Origin of the sequence: Chryseobacillus diguaensis (genome assembly GCF_049220665.1) — a bacterium.
Classification (GTDB): Bacteria; Bacillota; Bacilli; order Bacillales; family Bacillaceae; genus Metabacillus_B.
This window is the reverse complement of the sequence record NZ_JBMKNV010000025.1, coordinates 1-18,291: the sequence shown is the minus strand read 5'-3', so window position 1 is coordinate 18,291 and position 18,291 is coordinate 1. Positions and strand designations below refer to the sequence as shown.

Annotated in this window: 17 protein-coding genes, 1 tRNA gene, 1 rRNA gene, 1 other RNA gene and 1 other annotated feature; of the genes, 14 read left to right on the top strand and 6 right to left on the bottom strand. The window is 41.0% G+C overall.

What is annotated here, in order from left to right; all coding sequences use genetic code 11:
- Positions 1 to 109 (top strand): 5S ribosomal RNA (rrf, locus tag ACOT8F_RS20640); the annotation flags it as partial.
- A gap of 48 nt (positions 110 to 157) precedes the next feature.
- Here rrf and ACOT8F_RS20635 read toward each other — a convergent pair.
- Positions 158 to 1,123, bottom strand: coding sequence for a YaaC family protein (locus tag ACOT8F_RS20635; RefSeq protein WP_421653794.1), 966 nt, complete (start codon positions 1,121 to 1,123; stop codon positions 158 to 160).
- 254 nt (positions 1,124 to 1,377) lie between these two features.
- Between ACOT8F_RS20635 and guaB the strand changes: the two genes are divergently transcribed.
- From guaB to ACOT8F_RS20605, 6 genes are all read left to right on the top strand, one after another.
- Positions 1,378 to 2,841: an IMP dehydrogenase gene (guaB, locus tag ACOT8F_RS20630; RefSeq protein WP_421653793.1), complete on the top strand. Its 1,464-nt coding sequence runs from the start codon at positions 1,378 to 1,380 to the stop codon at positions 2,839 to 2,841.
- Positions 2,842 to 2,988: 147 nt separating this feature from the next.
- Positions 2,989 to 4,335: a D-alanyl-D-alanine carboxypeptidase family protein gene (locus tag ACOT8F_RS20625; protein ID WP_421653792.1), complete on the top strand. Its 1,347-nt coding sequence runs from the start codon at positions 2,989 to 2,991 to the stop codon at positions 4,333 to 4,335.
- 293 nt (positions 4,336 to 4,628) lie between these two features.
- Entirely contained in the window at positions 4,629 to 5,513 is an 885-nt protein-coding gene (gene pdxS / locus ACOT8F_RS20620; RefSeq protein WP_421653791.1) for a pyridoxal 5'-phosphate synthase lyase subunit PdxS, read from the top strand.
- Between the two features lie 15 nt (positions 5,514 to 5,528).
- Positions 5,529 to 6,119 carry a pyridoxal 5'-phosphate synthase glutaminase subunit PdxT gene (gene pdxT / locus ACOT8F_RS20615; protein ID WP_421653790.1) on the top strand — a complete coding sequence of 197 codons (591 nt, stop codon included), beginning with the start codon at positions 5,529 to 5,531 and terminating at the stop codon, positions 6,117 to 6,119.
- A 56-nt stretch (positions 6,120 to 6,175) separates the two neighbouring features.
- Positions 6,176 to 6,387: a binding site (T-box leader), on the top strand.
- 82 nt (positions 6,388 to 6,469) lie between these two features.
- The gene (gene serS, locus ACOT8F_RS20610; protein ID WP_421653789.1) at positions 6,470 to 7,750 is read left to right on the top strand and encodes a serine--tRNA ligase; all 1,281 of its coding nucleotides are present in this window, start codon (positions 6,470 to 6,472) and stop codon (positions 7,748 to 7,750) included.
- A 110-nt stretch (positions 7,751 to 7,860) separates the two neighbouring features.
- Positions 7,861 to 7,953: transfer RNA gene (locus tag ACOT8F_RS20605), tRNA-Ser, on the top strand.
- A gap of 159 nt (positions 7,954 to 8,112) precedes the next feature.
- Here ACOT8F_RS20605 and ACOT8F_RS20600 read toward each other — a convergent pair.
- The 5 genes from ACOT8F_RS20600 to ACOT8F_RS20580 all read right to left on the bottom strand — a co-directional run bounded on the left by ACOT8F_RS20600 (position 8,113) and on the right by ACOT8F_RS20580 (position 12,739).
- Positions 8,113 to 8,931 carry an ABC transporter permease gene (locus tag ACOT8F_RS20600; RefSeq protein ID WP_421653788.1) on the bottom strand — a complete coding sequence of 273 codons (819 nt, stop codon included), beginning with the start codon at positions 8,929 to 8,931 and terminating at the stop codon, positions 8,113 to 8,115.
- Complete coding sequence (locus ACOT8F_RS20595) at positions 8,928 to 9,857, bottom strand: ABC transporter ATP-binding protein (RefSeq protein WP_421653787.1); 930 nt, start codon at positions 9,855 to 9,857, stop codon at positions 8,928 to 8,930. Before ACOT8F_RS20595 ends, ACOT8F_RS20600 begins: the two co-directional genes overlap by 4 nt.
- 83 nt (positions 9,858 to 9,940) lie before the next feature.
- Complete coding sequence (locus tag ACOT8F_RS20590) at positions 9,941 to 10,606, bottom strand: deoxynucleoside kinase (protein WP_421653786.1); 666 nt, start codon at positions 10,604 to 10,606, stop codon at positions 9,941 to 9,943.
- A complete protein-coding gene (locus tag ACOT8F_RS20585; protein WP_421653785.1) occupies positions 10,607 to 11,242 on the bottom strand; it encodes a deoxynucleoside kinase in 636 nt (211 codons plus the stop codon).
- A 198-nt stretch (positions 11,243 to 11,440) separates the two neighbouring features.
- The gene (locus ACOT8F_RS20580) at positions 11,441 to 12,739 is read right to left on the bottom strand and encodes a glycoside hydrolase family 18 protein (RefSeq protein ID WP_421653784.1); all 1,299 of its coding nucleotides are present in this window, start codon (positions 12,737 to 12,739) and stop codon (positions 11,441 to 11,443) included.
- Between the two features lie 308 nt (positions 12,740 to 13,047).
- Between ACOT8F_RS20580 and tadA the strand changes: the two genes are divergently transcribed.
- From tadA to ACOT8F_RS20545, 7 genes are all read left to right on the top strand, one after another.
- A complete protein-coding gene (gene tadA / locus ACOT8F_RS20575) occupies positions 13,048 to 13,527 on the top strand; it encodes a tRNA adenosine(34) deaminase TadA (protein ID WP_421653783.1) in 480 nt (159 codons plus the stop codon).
- Between the two features lie 90 nt (positions 13,528 to 13,617).
- Positions 13,618 to 13,883: signal recognition particle sRNA large type (gene ffs / locus ACOT8F_RS20570), an RNA gene on the top strand.
- A 346-nt stretch (positions 13,884 to 14,229) separates the two neighbouring features.
- Positions 14,230 to 15,921 carry a DNA polymerase III subunit gamma/tau gene (gene dnaX / locus ACOT8F_RS20565; protein WP_421653782.1) on the top strand — a complete coding sequence of 564 codons (1,692 nt, stop codon included), beginning with the start codon at positions 14,230 to 14,232 and terminating at the stop codon, positions 15,919 to 15,921.
- A gap of 22 nt (positions 15,922 to 15,943) precedes the next feature.
- Positions 15,944 to 16,273, top strand: coding sequence for a YbaB/EbfC family nucleoid-associated protein (locus tag ACOT8F_RS20560; protein ID WP_421653796.1), 330 nt, complete (start codon positions 15,944 to 15,946; stop codon positions 16,271 to 16,273).
- A gap of 11 nt (positions 16,274 to 16,284) precedes the next feature.
- Positions 16,285 to 16,881 carry a recombination mediator RecR gene (gene recR, locus ACOT8F_RS20555; protein ID WP_421653781.1) on the top strand — a complete coding sequence of 199 codons (597 nt, stop codon included), beginning with the start codon at positions 16,285 to 16,287 and terminating at the stop codon, positions 16,879 to 16,881.
- 182 nt (positions 16,882 to 17,063) lie between these two features.
- On the top strand, positions 17,064 to 17,282 hold the full coding sequence (locus tag ACOT8F_RS20550; RefSeq protein ID WP_421653780.1) for a YaaL family protein: 219 nt from the start codon (positions 17,064 to 17,066) through the stop codon (positions 17,280 to 17,282).
- Between the two features lie 315 nt (positions 17,283 to 17,597).
- Entirely contained in the window at positions 17,598 to 17,864 is a 267-nt protein-coding gene (locus ACOT8F_RS20545) for a pro-sigmaK processing inhibitor BofA family protein (RefSeq protein WP_421653795.1), read from the top strand.
- Positions 17,865 to 18,291: the final 427 nt, after the last annotated feature.

The following is an 18,291-nucleotide window of genomic DNA, read 5'->3' as shown; positions in this document are numbered from 1 at the left end:
ATGATGGCGAAGAGGCCACACCCGTTCCCATACCGAACACGGAAGTTAAGCTCTTCAGCGCCGATGGTAGTTGGGGGTTTCCCCCTGTGAGAGTAGGACATTGCCGGGCATCCGAAAGAACAGCTGATCAAATCAGCTGTTCTTTTTTTGTTCATTTTTATTTCTTTTCCAGCAGGCCCCCCAGGTAACTCCACATTAAAAACGGAATTTTTTCCTCGGTAATTTCAAGGAAAGAAGAAATGTAGATAAGATCATCATTTGAGTGACTTAGGAGCAGATCATACCACCATTCTGTTTCATATCTCGATATCATGCTTAGATTGTATAAAAGCAGATAGTGGGAGAGAAGCTCAGGCAAAGGATAGAAATCTTCTTTTGAAAGAGGAAGCGCAAAGTGATTCAGCTGCTGGTTGTACATCAGTTTTTTACTGTAAAATGGATTGATCATGCGCTCGATCTTAAATGCCAGCATTTCTTCTGTGTCATTTTCCGTTTCCTGTGAAAGATTCAGTTCTTTGCTTAGATATTCCGATAGCCGCCCGGGTGTAATGTGGTAATAATCTGCTAACTTGCTTGGTACGAATAAATGATTTTGTTTATAATGAACGGGAATGAGAGATGCTTGGCCCATTAATAAAAAAAAAGTTTCTTGCATTTCTGGGATTTTTTTCATGAGAGAATGCATTGAAAATTTATCGGCTTCTACCCCTTTTAAATCAAATAGCTTAAAACAAGCATGAGCATACAGCCCATTTTTTTGGATTTTGACTTCATCTTCAAGAAATTGATATTGCTGCTTTTTTCTTTTTCTGGTGCTTACCCCGTGCGCGAGAACAGAAGAGGTTTCCGGATAATAAGGATCAATGGTCAATATACTGGCTTTTATTAGCTGAACCAGTCCATAAAAGTACAAGATCGGCTTTAAGGAAACAGGAGCCCCGGTTCCCTGCTGGAAGAAATTTTCCGCATGCATGATGCAATATGTTAGCTGGTAGCTATTTTGATAAGAGCATTCACTGGCCTTTGGAATTTCCAGCCTTTCATAATTTCTTTCCAGGCACTTTTGGACGGTGGCTGTTGAAAGAAAAGGCTTGAATTTGGACCATTGCATGGAACTATTCATGAATTGATCACTCCGAACGTTTCATTTTAAAGGGTTTAAAATTTGCTGCTCTTAGTTTTAATTATATATACGTACAGAGAGCACCCATTTTAAAAAAGCTGCACTGAAGTTAACTTTTAATTTTTACGAATCACAACGATTTATATAAAAGACAGTTTTTTCTAAATATTTAATCATTTTTCCTTTCCTTGACAGTAACTAGCGGGTATTGTTACTCTACTAATAATATTTTGCCGAAATGAGGGGGATTTTATATGTGGAATGATAAATTTACTAAAGAAGGTTTAACTTTTGATGATGTTCTTTTAGTCCCCGCAGAGTCACAGGTTTTGCCTAGAGATGTTGATTTGAAGGTAGAACTGACTCCTACTTTAAAGCTGAATCTCCCTATTATCAGTGCCGGAATGGATACTGTTACGGAAGCTCAAATGGCTATTTCGATGGCTCGTCAAGGCGGACTTGGTATTATCCATAAGAACATGTCCATCGAACAGCAGGCTGAACAGGTTGATAAAGTAAAACGCTCAGAGCGTGGAGTTATTACGAACCCATTTTTCCTCACTCCAGAGCACCAAGTTTTCGATGCAGAGCACTTAATGGGAAAATACCGCATTTCCGGTGTTCCAATTGTAAACAATCAGGATGATCAGCAGCTGGTTGGAATTATTACAAATCGTGATTTGCGCTTCATTCAGGATTACTCCATTAAAATTTCGGACGTTATGACAAAAGAAGGATTGGTTACTGCTCCTGTTGGAACCACTCTTGAAGAAGCAGAAGAACTTCTGCAGCAATATAAAATTGAAAAACTCCCTCTAGTTGATGATCAGAATGTTCTTAAAGGGTTAATTACCATTAAAGATATTGAGAAAGTCATTGAATTTCCAAACTCCGCAAAGGATGAACACGGAAGGCTGCTTGTCGGTGCTGCTGTAGGTGTTACAGCTGATACAATGGTACGTATTGATAAGCTCGTTGAAGCAAGTGTCGATGTTATTGTGGTCGATACGGCTCATGGCCATTCAAAAGGAGTACTTGAAATGGTCAGCAAAATCAGGGGAGCATATCCGAAGCTGAACATTATTGCAGGAAACGTAGCGACTGCGGAAGCAACAAAAGCTCTGATTGAAGCAGGAGCAAATGTTGTGAAGGTAGGAATCGGACCTGGATCTATCTGTACAACAAGGGTTGTTGCCGGGGTAGGCGTACCGCAAGTTACGGCGATTTACGACTGTGCAACTGAAGCAAGAAAACATGGAGTTCCGATCATTGCTGATGGCGGAATCAAGTATTCCGGCGATATAGCAAAAGCACTTGCAGCAGGAGGACATGTGGTTATGCTTGGCAGCCTGCTTGCAGGAACGACTGAAAGTCCTGGAGAAACTGAAATCTACCAAGGACGCCGTTTCAAAGTATACAGAGGAATGGGATCAGTCAGTGCAATGGAAAAGGGAAGCAAGGACCGGTATTTCCAAGAGGATAATAAAAAGTTTGTTCCTGAAGGAATCGAGGGCCGGATCGCATACAAAGGACCTGTTGCCGAGACTATTTATCAGTTAATAGGCGGTGTTCGATCAGGCATGGGATACTGCGGTACAAAAAATCTCGAAGAGCTTCGCGAAAATTCTTCGTTTATCCGTATGACGGGGGCAGGGCTTACAGAAAGCCACCCTCATGATGTACAAATCACGAAAGAATCACCGAATTATTCCAGATAAGCCAAGTTGTGATCAAAAAACGACTTTTTGACAGAGTCTCTGACTCTGTCTATTTTTTTTGATTCCACTATGATAAAATTAATTTTGTTGTTTCAGAGACAATTTAATAGCTAGATAGATATGAAAATTCCCACGGAGGTAATCAGTTTGAGCATCATGAATTTAAAGCGATATTTGGCAGTACTTTTAATGGTCACTCTAGTCTTCAGTATTATTACCCCTCTAAAGCAGGCATCGGCTGCATCTGATCCTATCAGCATTAGTGCAAAAGCTTCTATTCTCGTTGAAGCATCATCAGGCAAAATTCTTTATGGAAACAATATTGATGAACAATTGCCTGTAGCAAGTATGGCTAAATCCATGACAGAATATCTTGTCCTCGAAGCAATACATAAAGGAAAAATCAAATGGGATCAAACATACACTCCAGATGATTACACCTACAAGATTTCCCAGATTCGCGAATTGTCAAACGTACCTCTAAGAAAAGATGGTTCCTATACTGTTCGTGAGCTTTATGAAGCAATGGCAATTTATTCAGCAAATGGGGCAGCAATTGCACTTGCTGAAGTTGTAGCTGGCTCAGAAACTAACTTCATCAAAATGATGAATGATAAGGCAAAAGAGCTTGGACTGAAAAATTCCAGATTTGTTAATGCAACTGGTTTGGAAAATAGGGACCTCATGGGCATGCAGCCTGATGGGACTACTGTTGATGAGCAAAGTACAATGTCTGCTAGAGACATGGCACTTCTTGCACAGCGTTTGATTAAAGATTATCCTGAAATGATTCAAACAGCAAGCATCCCGAGAAAAACGTTTAAAGAAGGCACAGATATGCCGAACTATAACTGGATGTTAAAGGGCTTGATCTATGAATATCCAGGAGTGGACGGGTTAAAAACAGGTTCAACAAGCTCTGCAGGTTCTTGTTTTACAGCAACAGCAAAACGAAATGGTATGCGTGTCATTTCTGTCGTGTTGAATGCGACTGATGGTACTGGCGATATCAAAAAACCTCGTTTTAAAGAAACAAAAAAATTGCTGGATTATGCGTATAATAACTTTACAGTTGAACAGCTGTATCCTAAAAACTATCAATTAAAAAAACAGGCGACTTTACCAGTTGTTGATGGAAAACAAAAAGAAGCAGCCATCATTACAAAGGCTCCTTTAATAGTTGCAATGAAGCGCGGCGAAAAGGAAAGCTACCAGCCAAAACTTACTTTAGACAAACGTCTGCTGAACGATAAAGGCGAATTAACAGCACCTGTTAAAAAAGGCCAAAAAGTTGGAGTAATGGGACTTGAATACAAAGGCAGCGAAAAAGATTATGGTTTCCTGACAGGTAATTCTGGCGGTGAGGTTGATGTTGTAACAAAAGAAAATATTGATAAAGCCAATTGGTTTGTACTGGCAATGCGCGGCATAGGCGGATTTTTCGCAGGCCTATGGAACGGTGCAGTTCATGGAGTACAAGGCTGGTTTAAATAGGCTGATTTCGAAAAGATTGCAGCTATTCGTATTATGCTTTGGGCCATCTTTTCTTAAAATTTGAATTTGTATTCTTGTTCTGAATTAGAGGGAAATGCAACAAAATTAAAGAAAAGAGCCTTAAATAAGGAACAGAATCTCTGTTAATGGCAGAGATTCTTTTCATATCATAGTTTTAAGACCGAAATGGAAAGAATATTCTTATGAATCAAGTTTTTTTAGGATAGGATTTTTAGATTGAATAGGATAAAATAGGACATATGATTTTAGATTATTATTAGGAGGAATCTTCCATGACAAATAGAGGAACTGATCGAGTTAAACGCGGAATGGCTGAAATGCAAAAAGGCGGCGTTATTATGGACGTTGTTAATGCAGAACAGGCGAAAATAGCAGAAGAAGCAGGTGCTGTTGCAGTAATGGCACTTGAGAGAGTACCTGCCGATATTCGTGCAGCAGGCGGAGTGGCGCGTATGGCTGATCCGACTATTGTGGAAGAGGTCATGAATGCTGTCAGCATTCCGGTAATGGCAAAAGCTCGTATCGGACATATCGTTGAAGCAAGAATACTTGAAGCAATGGGTGTTGACTACATTGATGAGAGTGAAGTATTAACTCCTGCCGATGAGGAGTATCATATCAATAAGCGTGATTACACGGTTCCATTTGTATGCGGATGCCGCGATCTTGGAGAAGCAACGCGCCGTATTGCAGAAGGAGCTTCAATGCTTCGGACAAAAGGCGAACCAGGAACAGGCAATATCGTTGAAGCTGTCCGCCATATGAGAAAAGTAAATGCTCAAATCCGCAAAATTGCCGGTATGAGTGAAGATGAATTGATGACAGAAGCAAAATTGCTTGGCGCGCCTTATGAACTTCTGATTTCTATCAGAAGTGAAGGAAGATTGCCGGTAGTAAACTTTGCTGCAGGCGGAGTAGCGACTCCTGCTGATGCAGCGCTTATGATGCAGCTTGGCGCAGATGGAGTTTTTGTCGGTTCTGGAATTTTCAAATCCGATAACCCTGCTAAATTTGCCCGTTCCATTGTGGAAGCAACAACTCATTTCGATGACTATGAATTGATCGCAAGCCTATCAAAAGGCTTGGGAGCAGCTATGAAGGGAATCGAAATTTCTACACTGCTTCCGGAAAACCGTATGCAGGAACGCGGCTGGTAAAAAGGAGTTTTGTAAATGCTGAAAATTGGTGTTTTAGCTCTTCAAGGGGCTGTGAGAGAACACATTCGTTCTGTTGAAGCATCAGGTGAAGAAGGAATTGCTGTGAAAAAAGTCTCTCAGCTGAAAGAGCTTGATGGCTTAATTATCCCTGGCGGAGAAAGTACAACGATGCGCCGTTTAATTGATAAATACGAATTCATGGCTCCTCTAAAAGAGTTTGCTCAAGACGGCAGACCGATATTTGGGACATGTGCGGGATTAATCATACTGGCAAAATCAATCGTTGGACAGTCTGAAGCCCATCTGGGAGTTATGGATATTACGGTCGAAAGAAATTCTTTTGGACGCCAGCGCGAAAGCTTCGAAGCAGAACTGAATATCACTGGTGCTGCCGAGGATTTCGTTGGAGTCTTTATCCGTGCGCCTCACATTGTAGAAGCAGGGGAAAATGTTGAAGTACTTTGCAAGCACAATGGGCGTATTGTTGCTGCAAGGCAAGGGAATTTTCTTGGCTGTTCCTTCCATCCGGAATTAACGGATGATCACCGCATGACAGGACTGTTTTTAGAGATGGTGAAGGAAGCAAAGGAAAAATCCGCTGTATAAAACGGTTGAAACTGTACCAAACTTGTAGTAAATTATGTAATATCGAAACGTAAATAATGAAAGCATTGACAGGAAGCAGTAACAAGACGTTCTTTCTTTAGAGAGCCGGTGGCTGGTGGGAACCGGTGTAAGGGCCTTGTGAATCCATCCTCGAGTGAAATATTGAAACATAAGTAGATATTTCCGGTCATGGCCGTTATCATGTTAAAGCTGGAGAACTGATTGTTCTCAACTAGGGTGGCAACGCGGGTTAACTCTCGTCCCTTTCATTAGGGACGGGAGTTTTTTGTTTTTATTTGAGTTTCAATTTACGAATGCGAAATCAAAAGACAATTAAGGAGAGATGAAGCATGCTGGATATTAAACTTTTGCGTCAAAATTTCGAAGAGGTTAAAAGCAAACTGCAGCACAGAGGCGAAGATTTAACTGACTTTGAAAAATTTGAAGATCTGGATAAAAGACGCAGGGAGCTTATTCTTCAAACAGAAGAGCTAAAAAGCAAACGTAATGACGTCTCCGGCCAGATCGCCAAGATAAAAAAAGAAAAGCAGGATGCGGATCACCTGATTGCAGAAATGCGTGAAGTAGGAGACAAAATTAAAGAGCTTGATGATGTTTTGAGGGCAGTAGAAGAAAGCCTGGAAACCCTGCTCATGTCCATTCCGAATATCCCTCATGAGAGTGTACCAGTTGGGGAAACAGAGGATGATAATGTAGAGGTAAGAAAATGGGGAGAGCTTCCGCAATTTTCTTATGATGCCAAACCACACTGGGACGTAGCAGATCATCTTGGTATCCTGGACTTTGAAAGAGCAAGTAAAGTAACAGGAAGCCGTTTCGTTTTCTATAAAGGCTTAGGCGCACGCCTAGAGAGAGCACTGTTCAATTTTATGCTTGATTTGCATGTTGATGAGCATGGATATACTGAAATTATCCCGCCTTACATTGTTAACAGAGCGAGCATGACTGGTACAGGGCAGCTCCCGAAATTTGAAGAGGATGCTTTTAAAATTGCGGATGAAGATTACTTTTTAATCCCTACAGCAGAGGTTCCTGTAACCAATTTGCACCGCGATGAAATCCTTTCTGCTGACTCTCTTCCGATCAGCTATGCCGCTTTCAGTGCCTGCTTCCGTTCTGAAGCAGGATCAGCAGGCCGTGATACCCGCGGATTGATTCGCCAGCATCAATTCAATAAAGTAGAGCTTGTGAAATTTGTGAAGCCTGAAGACTCTTATGCTGAGCTTGAAAAACTTACAGGCCATGCAGAAAAAGTACTTCAGCTTCTTAAGCTTCCATACCGGGTCTTGAGCATGTGTACAGCAGATCTTGGTTTTACTGCCGCGAAAAAATATGATCTTGAAGTTTGGCTTCCAAGCTATGGCACTTACCGTGAAATCTCTTCTTGCTCTAATTTTGAGTCTTTCCAGGCGCGCCGTGCGAACATCCGGTTCCGTCCTGATGTAAAAGCGAAGCCGGAGCCTGTTCATACATTAAATGGTTCTGGACTTGCCCTTGGAAGAACTGTTGCAGCCATCCTTGAAAACTACCAGCAGGAAGATGGCAGTGTCGTCATTCCTGAAGTTTTGAGACCTTATATGGGCAACAAGGAAGTTATTATTCCGAACTAATGATAAGAAGCTCTGCCGGGAATATTTTGCCGGCAGAGTAATTTTTAAAAAAATCTTTGAAAGATGTTGACAGAGTATTTTTTATTATGATATATTAATTCTTGTCGAACGGAGGAATACCCAAGTCTGGCTGAAGGGATCGGTCTTGAAAACCGACAGGGGTGTCAAAGCCCGCGGGGGTTCGAATCCCTCTTCCTCCTCCATTATTTATTAACAATGAAGCATTAAATAAACGCGCATATAATTGAGATTGGAATCCGCTGCACAGAATTGTGGCGGATTTTTTTATCTTAAAATAAAATTTTTTTTAGCATTTTTTCTGCGCATTAAAATCCCCGTTCCTATGGACGGGGATTTTTCGGTCATATGCTGATGTCCCGTCTTTGGAAAAAGATGAACGTTAATGCCATAAAGACAGCATAATAAAGGAACAAAATGCTTAAAGAAAAAGGAATCGTTATTCCCTTCATCATGTCAGGCATTACCGCGTACTTCGTCATATCTAAATGTGGAAAAATAAGATACTTCATCCATGAATATTTGTTCATCAAGAAAGTAATGATTTGTCCTGTGGTTGATGAAAAGAATAGAACAAAGATTCCAAGACCGACAGCCAGAGCCTGACTCCGGAAAAGAGAAGAGAGCATAAAAGAAATAGAGGTCACAATTAATAGACCAGGTATATAAAGAACAAAACGATAAAAGAAAAACTGTCCAATCGCCATTTTTGAACCTGTCTCCGGAGCGTCAAACAGCACAGATGAAGCTGCGTTAAAACTGCCATTCCCGAAAAAGAGCAAACCGGTGAGATAGCTGAAGAGAAGAAGAAACAAAAGCAATGCAGCAGAATATAGGGTGATTGCAATGTACTTGGAAAGCAGGATTTTCCATCTTTGGTGGGGGCGAATCAAAAGCTGCTTGATTGTACCATCTGAAAATTCCGCAGCGACATTCCCGCTGCCGACAATAACCGTGAAAAGCGTTACAAAAGATGATATAAAGGGCACGACCGTCTCCATGTACTCCCAATTGCTTGGTGCATTATGCTGAAGGATTGTCCCCATAATAAATTTAAAAAGGGGTACACCAACCAAAAGCATCAGGGCAAGAATAATAAAATAAATCCAAGAAGATTTTTTTGAAATGATTTTGATCATTTCATTTTGAATCAGCTTCATCATACTAACGATTCCTCCTTTTCCTTTGTCAATTCGAGGAAGCGGTCTTTGAGGCTTTTCTTAACGACACTGATTTCGTATACATTGATGTTGTTCAGGACAAGTTCTTTTGTAATAAGGGGAATGTTTTCATACAGAATAGATACGTGCAGTTTATTAGACAGCATTTCTTTAGACTTTTCATTTCGCTGTCCAAGAACATCCAAGGCTTTCACCATGTCTGCCTGGTCAATTGTAAAAGCTACTTCTATTTCTCCTTCTACATCCGTTTCTTCAATTGAAGAAATATGGGTGAGGACGCCTTTTTCCATAATGCCGAAGCGGTCACACATAAGCTGCATTTCTGAAAGCAAGTGAGAAGACACAAGAACAGAGGTGCCTGATTGAGAAAGCTCTTTCAAGTAGTTCCTGAATTCCCTCATCCCCTGAGGATCAAGGCCGTTTGTCGGTTCATCGAGGATTAATAGGGATGGTTCATGAAGAAGGGCCTGTGCTACCCCAAGTCTTTGCCTCATTCCTAGAGAATACGTTTTGACCTTATTATGTATCGCTTTTTCGAGCTTCACTAGTTTAACAACTTCTTCAATCCGCTCTTCTGTTATGTTTTTCAGAGACATTCTTGCATAGTGTTTTAAATTCTTATACCCGCTCATGTATTTGTAGAATTCAGGATTTTCTACAATGGCTCCAATTTGGTTCATAGACTCCTTGTAGGATTCATCCAGATCGAACGACTGAATCATGACTTTGCCTTCTGTTCTTTTAATGAGTCCTACAATTATTCTAATAATTGTGGTTTTTCCTGCGCCATTAGGTCCGAGAAGCCCGAAAATTTCTCCTGGCTGAATTTCAAAGCTGACATCTTTAACGATTTCTTTGCTGCCGATCCGCTTTGTCAGATGCTGTACTATCAGAGTGGGTGCTTGCAACGATTTATCCTCCTCTGTCATTTTCATTTTTGGAAGTTTCCCCCATAAAAAAACCTACCATAGATTATGGCAGGTTTGAACCTTTATTTTTTATATTGTCTAGATTGATTAATGAATTTACCTATCTTTTCCAGAATATCATCCATTGAACCATGTTCTAAAATATCGTAATCATTTATATTCAAGCGCATCACAGGGCATGTATTAAAATGATTAATCCATGATTCATAGCGGGCATGCATTTCTTCCCAATAGGAGACAGGTGTTTGCTGTTCCATCAGACGGCCTCTTTTTTGAATCCGTTCAAGGATGACATCAAGGCTTCCTTCAAGATAGATCAATAAATCAGGATGCGGGAAATAAGGCGTCATGACCATTGCTTCAAAAAGGTTTGTATACGTCTCATAATCTACCGCTGTCATTGTTCCTTTTTCATAATGCATCTTTGCAAAGATTCCTGTGTCTTCATAAATCGACCTGTCTTGGATAAAGCCGCCTCCGTATTCAAAAATCCTTTTTTGTTCCTTAAAGCGTTCAGCGAGAAAGTAAACTTGAAGGTGAAAGCTCCATCGTTCAAAGTCCGAGTAAAAGCTGCCGAGGTACGGGTTTGTATCAACTTTTTCAAAGGAAGTGCGAAAGTTCAGTGCTTCAGCAAGCGCATTCGTCATGGTCGATTTACCGACACCTACTGTTCCGGCTATCGTAATGACAGCATCCTTTGGAATATTGTATTTATCACGGGCATTCATTTAATTAACTCCTTTAGTTAAATGTGACTCAAGCATGCTTAGAATATCGTTCAAGTCCTCCGGGCGACGGACAAAATCGAGCTTGTCCCCATCAAGGCGAAGAATTTGCGTTTCTGGATGCGTTTTTTCTAATTGTTCCATTGCAATATCATAATCCTCTGAAAGCTGCTTGAGATAGCTGGGCTCAATATTTTTCTCAATATCTCTGCCCCTCATAGCAATTCGGCTTAAGAGGGTTTCGAGGCTTGCATGCAAGTAAATGATAAAGTTTGGCCGCGGCATATCAGAAGTAAGAATGTTATATATCTGAATGTACTTCTCGTACTGAGTATCCTTCAATGTTCGTTTTGCAAAAATTAAATTTTTAAAAATGTGATAATCGGCAACAACCGGACGTTTTTGGCTCAAATAATGATTATTGATGTCTTCAAGCTGCTTGTAGCGGTTGCAGAGAAAAAACATCTCCGTTTGGAAGCTCCATTCTTCAATGTCTTCATAAAATTTTCCCAAAAAGGGATTTTCATCAACGATTTCCTTTAACAGCTGATATTGATAGTGTTCAGAAATGGCTTTAGCCAGAGAAGTTTTGCCCACACCAATAGGACCTTCGACTGTAATGAAAGGTGTTGTTTTCATGGCTGATCCTCCTTTAACGCGAAAAACACCGTACGTTTTAAACAGACAAGGCTTATTTTACCATAGTGTTTTCCATAACGGCGCATATGTTTATGTAAAATTTTATACCTATATTGTTAATATTGTTCTTTATCGGCTAGAAAATAGAGTATAGGCAGAGGGAAGTTCCAGAAGCCATGGAAAAAAAGAAAAAGGCCCCTACGACTGGGCCGTTTTCTTTTCCACTGTAAAATTATCTGTAATTAGAAGCCAATTTTGAGGGAAAGGAAGACCAAGCTTCCAATAGCTTATTCCTCTAAGTTTTAGTTCTTTAATCAGATTGAATTTTGCTTGGATGGACCGAGCATCCTCAAACCATACTTCATGCTCTTTGCCATTTTCATCTTTATATTGAAAGTAAGGGGCCTGATCTTTTTCACTGTATTGAATAGGGACATTATATTTTCCGGCAAGCAGGATTGCCTGCTGGGGACTGATGGCCTTTGCAAATTCACCGCCTGGCTTGTATGGCAGTGTCCAGTCGTAACCGTATAAATTCTGACCCATCATAATTTTACTGGAAGGCATTTCGGTAAGGGCATAATCCAGAACTTGTTTAACCTGATTAATAGGAGAAACAGCCATAGGAGGTCCGCCGCTGTAGCCCCATTCGTAAGTCATCAGAACAACAAAGTCGACAATTTCCCCTATTGCTTTGTAATCATGGGCTTCATACCATTTCCCTTTTTGATTTGCTTTTATTTTGGGTGCAAGAGCAGCTGAAATGAGCCAGCCTTCTTTTTTAAAACGGTCCTTCGCTCTTCGTAAAAATCGAATATAAGCCTTTCGGTCAACAGGACGTAAATATTCCATATCAAAATGGATATCCCTAAAACCATACTTCCTTGCTGTTAGCACAATATTATCTAACACCTTATCCTGAATGGCCTGCTCGTTCAAAATGACCCTGCCAATTTCATCGCTGAAGCCAGCATCAGACAGATTCGTTACGATCATCATAAGTGTTACGTTATTGCGGTCAGCAATTTCTTTAAAGCGGCCTAGCGGGGGTTCTTTTAATGTGCCGTCAGCTTTCATTCGAAAGCTAAAAGGACCGAGATAGGTCAAATAAGGAGCGGCTTCGCTTGCCTTATCTTCTAAGGATTGACTGACGGTATCTCCCGACGGTTCAATATAAGCATTTATTTCTGCGCTTCGTTTCGGCCCCTCAGGAATGTATAGCCGTTCTCCGATCTGCAGGGGCTTAGAAATGGTAAGTCCGTTTATTTTAGCGAGAGTTTCTGGATCGGTGCCAAATTTAGCCCCTATGCTCCAAAAGCTGTCTCCTTGCTTCACGATATAAAATTGTCCTTTAATCGGAATCACAATGGTTTGGCCTATAACAAGCTTATCTGGATTCGGAAGATCATTTGCCTTTACGATGTCGCTTGCAGTTGAACCGTACATTCCGGCAATTTCATTCAGGGTCTGCCCTTCCGAAACAACATGAATCTGCATGGCTGCCCTCCTTGCAAAATTTAATATTAAGGCTCTTTTTTGTTTTTTTATCAAAAAAATGAATTCAGAACAAAAATCTATTTTAAAAATTTCAAGAAAAGGTGCCGTGAAGATAGTGTATATGCGTTTTTTTAAATCCAATCCATACAAATACCAATCACTTTGCTTAACAGCCAATAATAAAAAATATGAGTAGGGGTATTTAAATATGTTTTTTTCGAATGCTGTATTCTGAATGATTTTGACTCTTTTCTTTCTTTCCGATAAAGTAAGGTCTAGAAAAGTACGTTCGCAAGGAGTCCGAACGCATGAAAAACGACGAATATTATATGATGCTTGCATTAGAAGAAGCGAAAGAAGCGGAAGCAAGAGGAGAAGTCCCGATCGGGGCGGTTCTTGTTTATAATGATGAAGTAGTGGCAAAGGGTTTTAATTTAAGGGAAACGGAGCAGCGTTCTGTTGCTCACGCTGAGATTCTGGCTATCGATGAAGCATGCCGGAAGCTTGGCACCTGGCGCTTGGAAGACACGACGCTTTATGTAACGCTTGAGCCATGTCCCATGTGTTCTGGAGCCATTGTCCTTTCCAGGATAAAGCGGCTTGTATACGGCGCGCCAGACCCAAAAGGCGGCTGTGCGGGAACATTGATGAATCTGCTTCAGGAAGACCGGTTTAACCACCAGGTTGAAGTCACGGCTGGTATTCTGCAGTCAGAATGCGGCAGCTTGCTAACAGGGTTTTTCCGTTCTTTAAGGCAGAAGAAAAGGGAAAATCGCAGCTTGAAATAATTTACAGTTGGGTTGAATTGATTTTTGGGCCAAAAGAGTATATACTTGAAAATGCGTCGGATATGACGCCTAATATTGGTATCAATTTTGCCGTGCTAAGCGGGGAGGTAGCGGTGCCCTGTACTCGCAATCCGCTCCAGCGAGGCCGAATTCCTTCCCTAGGTTAAGTATGCTGTAGGGTCTGCCTTTAGTAAGTGGCGTTGACGTCCGGGTCCTGCGCAATGAGAATCCATGAACCATGTCAGGTCCGGAAGGAAGCAGCATTAAGTGGAACCTCTCATGTGCCGCGGGGTTGCCTGGACTGAGCTAACTGCTAGAGTAACGCCTATGGCTGCTAATCGAAGGAAGGTGCACGGCAGTTATTACATAAGATATAACTCACTCAATTTTTGAGTGGGTTTTTTCTTTAGAAGGCTCTTTTCTTAAACTTTGTTGTTATATCATCCCTTTTTCTTGACTTCCATTCAGACTGAATTTTTAAGAAAAGATGCCCCTAAGCTAATTTTCATGCGTTTTAAAGAACTCATACGAATAGCAAACAATTTTTGCGAAAACAGTCCTTTAGGAAGATAAGAAATTCTAAAAGCTTGTAGATACGTTAAATGCAAACATGTGCTTCTGCTTTTTTAGGAACTTTTTGATATTGGAAGTTTGGCTAAGTTATAATATAGAGAGAATGAATTTGGAAGGAGGGGCGTTTTTTTGAGCTATCAGGCATTATACCGTGTTTGGAGGCCTCAGGCATTTCGTGATGTTGTTGGCCAGGAGCATATTACACGCACTTTGCAGAATGCCCTGCTTCAGGACAAATTTTCGCACGCCTACTTATTTTCTGGCCCAAGAGGAACAGGTAAAACAAGTGCTGCAAAAATATTTGCAAAAGCTGTGAACTGCGAGAAGGCTCCAGCAGCTGAGCCATGTAATGAATGCCCATCATGTCTTGGCATTATGGACGGCTCCATTTCAGATGTACTGGAAATCGACGCCGCTTCAAATAATGGTGTTGATGAGATCAGGGATATTCGGGATAAAGTGAAATTTGCCCCTTCTGCTGTTAAATATAAAGTTTATATTGTTGATGAAGTCCATATGCTTTCAATGGGGGCATTTAATGCCCTGCTTAAAACGCTGGAAGAACCTCCAAAGCACGTGATTTTTATCCTTGCTACAACAGAGCCCCATAAAATTCCGCTTACCATTATTTCCCGCTGTCAGCGTTTTGATTTTAAGCGAATCACTAGCCAGGCTATAGTCGGGCGAATGAAAGAAATAATGGATAATCAGGATACATTGGCAGATGATGCTGCACTGAGTGTTATTGCGAGTGCGGCAGACGGAGGAATGAGGGATGCCCTGAGCCTCCTTGACCAGGCCATTTCTTTCAGTGATGAAAAAGTGGAGCTTGATGACGCCTTATTAATCACCGGGTCTGTTTCCCAAAGGACACTTGGTGAATTGGCACGGTCCATTCTTGATCAAGATGCCGCATCAGCTCTCCAATTGCTTGCAGATCTAATGGACCAGGGAAAGGATTCAGCGAGATTTATCGAAGACTTCATCTATTATTTCCGTGATATGCTTCTTTATAAAAATGCCCCGGAGCTTGAGAAAGTCCTTGAAAGAGTTGCTGTTGATGAGACATTTATCGAGCTTTCTAAAATGGCAGATGAGAATCGGATTTATGAAATGATTGATATCCTGAATAAAAGCCAGCAGGAAATGAAATGGACGAACCATCCAAGAATTTTCCTTGAAGTGGCGATCGTCAAACTCGCCCAGCAGCAATCGAAAGCTCCTCAAGCTGAGCCGGCTGACTATCAGGAGCTGACGGAAAAAGTAAAGAGACTTGAGCAGGAGCTTCTCCAGCTTAAGAAATCCGGTATTCAAACTTCTCCAAGCAGCACAGCTGCTGCTGAACAGCCTAAACAGCAAAAGTCTGTCAGAAGCAATTTCAAAGCGCCTGTTGGCCGGATAAAGGAAATTCTGAAGGATGCAACAAGGAAAGATCTCGACCATCTTAAAAATCAGTGGAGCAAGCTGCTTGAATATTTGAAGCAGCAAAACAAAGTATCCCATGCAGCGCTTCTAAATGACAGCGAGCCTGTGGCAGCTTCAGAAACAGCCTTTGTCCTCAAGTTTAAATACGAGATCCATTGTAAAATGGTTGCAGAGAACAATAATCAGGTACGAAGCAACATGGAAGGAATCCTGCAAAATTTACTGGGTAAAACGGTTGAAATGGTTGGCGTACCAGAACAGGATTGGGTTAAAATAAGAGAGGAATTCATCCAGGAGCAACGCGAGGATGATCAAGACGAGCTGGAAGAAGAAGACCCTATTATTGCAGAAGCAAAGAAACTGGTTGGAAGCGAGCTCATTGAAATAAAAGACTAATATATTGGAGGAGATTTGTATGATGCGTGGCGGTGGCGGAATGGGCAATATGCAAAAAATGATGAAGCAAATGCAGAAAATGCAAAAAGATATGCAAAAAGCCCAAGAGGAGCTAGCTGAAAAAACAGTTGAAGGAAGCGCTGGCGGCGGAATGGTAACAGTCGTTGTAAATGGCCAAAAGCAAATCATTGACGTTATTATAAAAGAAGAAGTCGTTGATCCGGAAGATATCGATATGCTGCAGGATCTTGTTCTTGCTGCGACAAACGAAGCCCTGAAGAAAATGGAAGATATGACATCAGAAACGATGGGCCAATTTACTAAAGGAATGAACTTGCCTGGTCTGTTCTAGGAGGATATTTCATGCACTACCCTGAACCAATTTCAAAGCTGATTGACAGCTTTATGAAACTGCCGGGGATCGGTCCTAAAACGGCCGGCCGCCTGGCTTTTTTTGTACTGAGCATGAAGGAAGATGTTGTGCTTGATTTTGCAAAGGCGCTTGTCAATGCCAAGAGGAATCTCACATATTGCTCTGTCTGCGGCCACATTACGGATCAGGATCCTTGTTATATATGCCAGGATCCACGCAGAGACAAAAGTGTTATTTGTGTTCTGCAGGATCCAAAAGATGTGATCGCTTTAGAGAAAATGAAAGAATTCAACGGACTTTACCATGTTCTTCATGGTGCCATCTCTCCAATGGAAGGGATCGGACCGGAGGATATCAATATACCTGAGCTGCTTAAACGATTGCAGGATGACACGGTACAGGAAGTCATTCTCGCTACTAATCCAAATATTGAAGGAGAAGCAACGGCTATGTATATTTCAAGACTTCTAAAGCCCACTGGTATCAAGGTTACAAGAATTGCTCACGGGCTGCCAGTTGGGGGAGATCTTGAGTATGCAGATGAAGTGACTCTCTCAAAAGCCCTGGAAGGACGCAGAGAATTATAAGGGCTCTTTTCTTAAACATTTATTATTGCTTTCTCATCGGAATTAGATGATTACGGACAAATATACAGCTGTGAATAGTAAGGAAAGATGCCGCGAAGCTAAGTTCAATGCATGTTCTATGAGCTTACGAATAGCAGCAATCTGTGCGAAAGCAGCCATTTTAAAAAAAGGGGGAATACATCATGTTATTTCGGCGCAAAGGCTGGCTGAAGCAGGAGTTTAACCAGATGCTGATGGAAGATTTGATTAAAAACAAAAATGAATGGAATCGCCAAAAGCAGCTGATTGATAAAAGCTTAGAGCCATCCCCTGAAGTTTTATATGAATTAAAGGTAGCAGAGGCCAAGTACTTCTTTCTGCTGAAAGAGGCCAAGCATCGCCAAGTCAAATTCGGGAAGTGATCTTTCTATTGAATCGGCCAGAATCATGAAATAAACAGAATCAAAGGGCTCTATTCTTCGCTGCAAAAAGAATAAATAGGGCCCTTAGCAATTCTGGCCGTTCTACTTTTTCTTTCGCTTCATAAGCTTGTACTAAGGGGTTATTTTCGCAAAGATTCTTGTTATTCGTACAAGATATAATCACGCTTTTTGATTCGCTTTGTGGCATCTTTTCTTAATGGTTCTACCATATTGATTGGTCTGTTTATGAAAAAGATCTGAAAGCCACAACGGTTAGAAAAGAGCCTACTAAGATGAATGAAAGCGAGTGAGGAAATGGAACCGATGATTGTCATTTCCATTATAGGCGGAGCTATTGTGCTTCTGCTTTTGATTGGTGCAAAAGTGAAGCCTGTGAACTGGATCGGAAAATTGCTGGTGAAAGTCGTGATCGGTGCTTTTTGTTTATTCTTATTAAATGCAGCAGGAGCAAGCCTGGGAGTGCACATCCCTATTAATCTGACAACCTCAGCTATTTCAGGTATTCTTGGCATACCGGGAATTGCTGCATTACTAGTTATTAAAAATGTCATTTTGGCCTGAAGAGGATTTTCTTAAAACGTAGTGCTTCATCGAGTGTCTCCTTTAAAACTGATATCTTCCTAATTGAAGATTTTCACTAGCCAAAAAATAGTTCAGTAGAAGAGAAAAGATAAAAACAAATGGCCTGCCATTTGCTTTTTATCTTTTTGTTGACACTATTTGAACAGGGTGGTATATTAATATTCGTCGCTGTTACATAAGAGAAACAAGTCATCACAAAAGATGAAAAAACTTGTTGACATGTTGTGAGAGAGATGGTAAAATAATAAAGTCGCTTCTGAGGCGATTAACTAAAAAAGTTCTTTGAAAACTAAACAGAACGAAATGCCAACGTTAATTCAAGTTTTATTTTTAAGAGCTAATCAAACACTTTATTGGAGAGTTTGATCCTGGCTCAGGACGAACGCTGGCGGCGTGCCTAATACAT